This window comes from Novosphingobium sp. CCH12-A3 (assembly GCF_001556015.1).
Classification (GTDB): domain Bacteria; phylum Pseudomonadota; class Alphaproteobacteria; order Sphingomonadales; family Sphingomonadaceae; genus Novosphingobium; species Novosphingobium subterraneum.
In genome coordinates this window covers 1-2,528 of sequence record NZ_LSIA01000230.1, presented here as the reverse complement: position 1 = coordinate 2,528, position 2,528 = coordinate 1, and the positions used below count along the sequence as shown (strand labels likewise).

General features: G+C 65.5%; 2 protein-coding genes and 1 pseudogene. All 3 read right to left on the bottom strand.

The window, feature by feature from the left end; all coding sequences use genetic code 11:
* Positions 1-37: 37 nt before the first annotated feature.
* On the bottom strand, positions 38-421 hold the full coding sequence (locus tag AX703_RS18375; RefSeq protein WP_231735609.1) for an ArdC-like ssDNA-binding domain-containing protein: 384 nt from the start codon (positions 419-421) through the stop codon (positions 38-40).
* Positions 418-2,082 (bottom strand): ATP-binding protein, encoded by a 1,665-nt coding sequence (locus AX703_RS18370; RefSeq protein ID WP_062346136.1) that lies wholly within the window; start codon positions 2,080-2,082, stop codon positions 418-420. The genes AX703_RS18375 and AX703_RS18370 overlap by 4 nt, the downstream gene beginning before the upstream one ends.
* A 78-nt stretch (positions 2,083-2,160) precedes the next feature.
* Positions 2,161-2,528: pseudogene (locus tag AX703_RS28020) on the bottom strand (chromosome partitioning protein ParB); the annotation flags it as partial.

Genomic DNA, 2,528 nt, shown 5'->3' with positions numbered 1-2,528 from the left:
ATCAACTATCCATGATAGCACTCCTTAATTTCCGCCGTTACGGCGCACCGTTGAAGACGTGGTTCCACTTCATGAACCGGATGGTCTTCTCGGTCGTTTCACCGGTCTCGCGATCGGTGTCTGTCTTGCGCGCCGAGCTGTAGAACACGCTGAACGAGCCGCTCTCGCCCTTGCGGACATGGGCGCCGAGTTCGAGCGCCTGGCGGAAGGTCATCCAGTAGGGACTGGCGTAGCCCCGGCTTTCGGCAACGGCCCAGAGGAAGAAGGTGTTGATCCCAGAATAGGGGACTCCGTTGTGGCGGAGCGGCCGCGTGCTGGTCGAAGTCCAGGGTTTGAGCCACGGGGCGGTGCCGGCGGCGATCTTCTCGAGGATCAGGTCGGTGATGACCTGCGCGACGTCTGGTTTGGGATGACGGGTCATTGGGCCGGACCCTCCTGGACTGGATCGAGGGAGAGGTCGGAAGCCGCACTCGACCAAGTGAGGCGGAGCGTGCGCCCGTGCGGGATGCGCCAGGCGACCCGGTCAGCGAAGGCCATGCGGATGCCGGCAAGAATCGCCGCGTCCTCGCCTTCGAGGATAGCATGGGCCCGCACCGCCGCATCGTGGCGGAAGCGGGTCTCTTGGGTGTCGAAGCTGTCCGCATCGGAATCGTCGGAAGGGCTGAACACCGCATCGATGATGAGGTCGGTGAGATCATCGGGTCCAAGCGCGGTGCTCCGGGTCAGCGCAATGCGCGCGCAGTCGGGATCGCCCCAGGAGTCGGCATCTTCCAGAATCGCAAAGTCGGTCTCGAGATCGAGCCGCCGGTCGTGCTGATCGGTAAGTTCGATCGTGATCGCGTCGGGGCGCAGGGTGACGGCACCCTCTTCATCGGTGCGCTTTCCGTCATCGAAGGTGAAGCATTCGCCGGTACGGACGAACGCCGGTAGGGAATCGTACCAGGGGTAGCCGATGAAATTGGTGATCGGTTCGTAGAATGCGCGCGGATCGGGGCCGCCGAGGCGGTGCATCTCGCCGCCGTTCGAGCGCCGCAGGGCACGGCCGAAGGTGACGGCATCGAAGGAGTCGGTGTCATCGTAGATCGCCGCACCCGCCTCGAGGTCGGCAAACCGCGGCACCTCACGGTAGCTGTCGCGGGCGAGCGTCGGGTACCACAGCGGCAGTTGCCGGGCCGCCTGCGGGAAATCGTCGTGATACAAGCTCGCCTCAAGCCAGTTCTCGAAGCTCAGGCGGTGAAACGGTTCGTCCCGGATGACCGAAAAGATCGCCTCGCGGCAGAGCGCCACGAGACGGTCGAGTGCGGCGTTGCGGTAGATTTCCTTGCGGGCGGGCAGCACCAGGACGAGTTCGGGCGCGTCGATCACGTCGACCTGAACGGACCATTGGGTATGGTGGACTTCCTTCACGACCGGGAAGGCGTGTTTGAGGGTAAGCCCATGGAAATTGAGCGTCGCGATATGCGGTGAATGCCGGTCGCGGAAGACGCCGATGCGGAAGCCGCCCTGCTCGATGACCTTGTGCGCATCGGCGAGGAAATCAGCGCGGGCGAGGTCCTTGCCGTTGTAGCTGACCGGGACGGCCAAGAACCGCGCCGCCGCCTCGACGCAACGTTCGAGCTTGCCATCGGGCTGCGGATCGAACCGGAAGGCGATTATCGTGCCGCGCGGCCCGTCGAAGGGCAGCACATCGATGTCGGCCTCGCCGGTCCAGGCATCGCCCGTGATCGCAAGCGAGAACGCGCCGTCCGCGCTCCGCGAACTGACCACGGTGTCGAGGCCAGCAAGGCTGAAGAAGCCCATGCCCGCCGGGTCTTCGCGGGTGCGGCACTCGTCGGGCCAATCGGATGCCCCGAGCGAGAGGAGGTCGACCGGATCGGCAATCCCGCCGCCGTCGTCGCCTACCGTGATGAGGCAGGCGTCCGCCAGGTGCTCCGCGGTGACGGTGATGCTGGTCGCGCCCGCGCGGCGGGCATTCTGGAAGAGCTCATTGAAGATGTCATCGAGGGTCCCGTTGAAGATCCGGGTGACCTTCGAGATCGCCTCGGGAGATACCCGGGCGCGCAGCTTGGTGATCATGGTCATGGGGATAGTTCCTGGATGGACCGGCACGCTGCCGCAGGGCGTAAGGCAAGCGCGGGGCAGCGTGCCGGCATGGCTGGCTCACGCGTCGACGGTTTCGCCGGCTTGGGTGCCCTGCTCTTCGGCAGGTTCGAGGTCGCCCGCATCGCTGTCCGGTTCGTGCTCGACCGGCGCTTCGTCATCGGGCTCGCTCGCCGCGAGCACCCGGAACCGCATGGCTTCGGGCACCCAGGCAAGCGCAGCTTCCTTGACCTCGGGAGCGACAATGGTCTCGCCAGCGAACAGCTTCTCGCAGGAGGCCGAAAGATCGCCCTTCTTCGAGCCCATGAAGCTCGCCGCCATGGTCGGGCCGCCGACTTCGCTGACGTGCGCCAGCAGCGCCTGCTTGCTGACGCGGTCGAAGTAGTTGGCCGAGGTCGGGCGCCAGTGGCTGGCGACGTTGATCCCCA

Excerpts from the sequence above, each read along its gene's own strand:
- AX703_RS18375 (WP_231735609.1), bottom strand. The coding sequence starts at position 421 with ATGACCCGTCATCCCAAACCAGACGTCGCGCAGGTCATCACCGACCTG.
- AX703_RS18370 (WP_062346136.1), bottom strand. The coding sequence starts at position 2,082 with ATGACCATGATCACCAAGCTGCGCGCCCGGGTATCTCCCGAGGCGATC.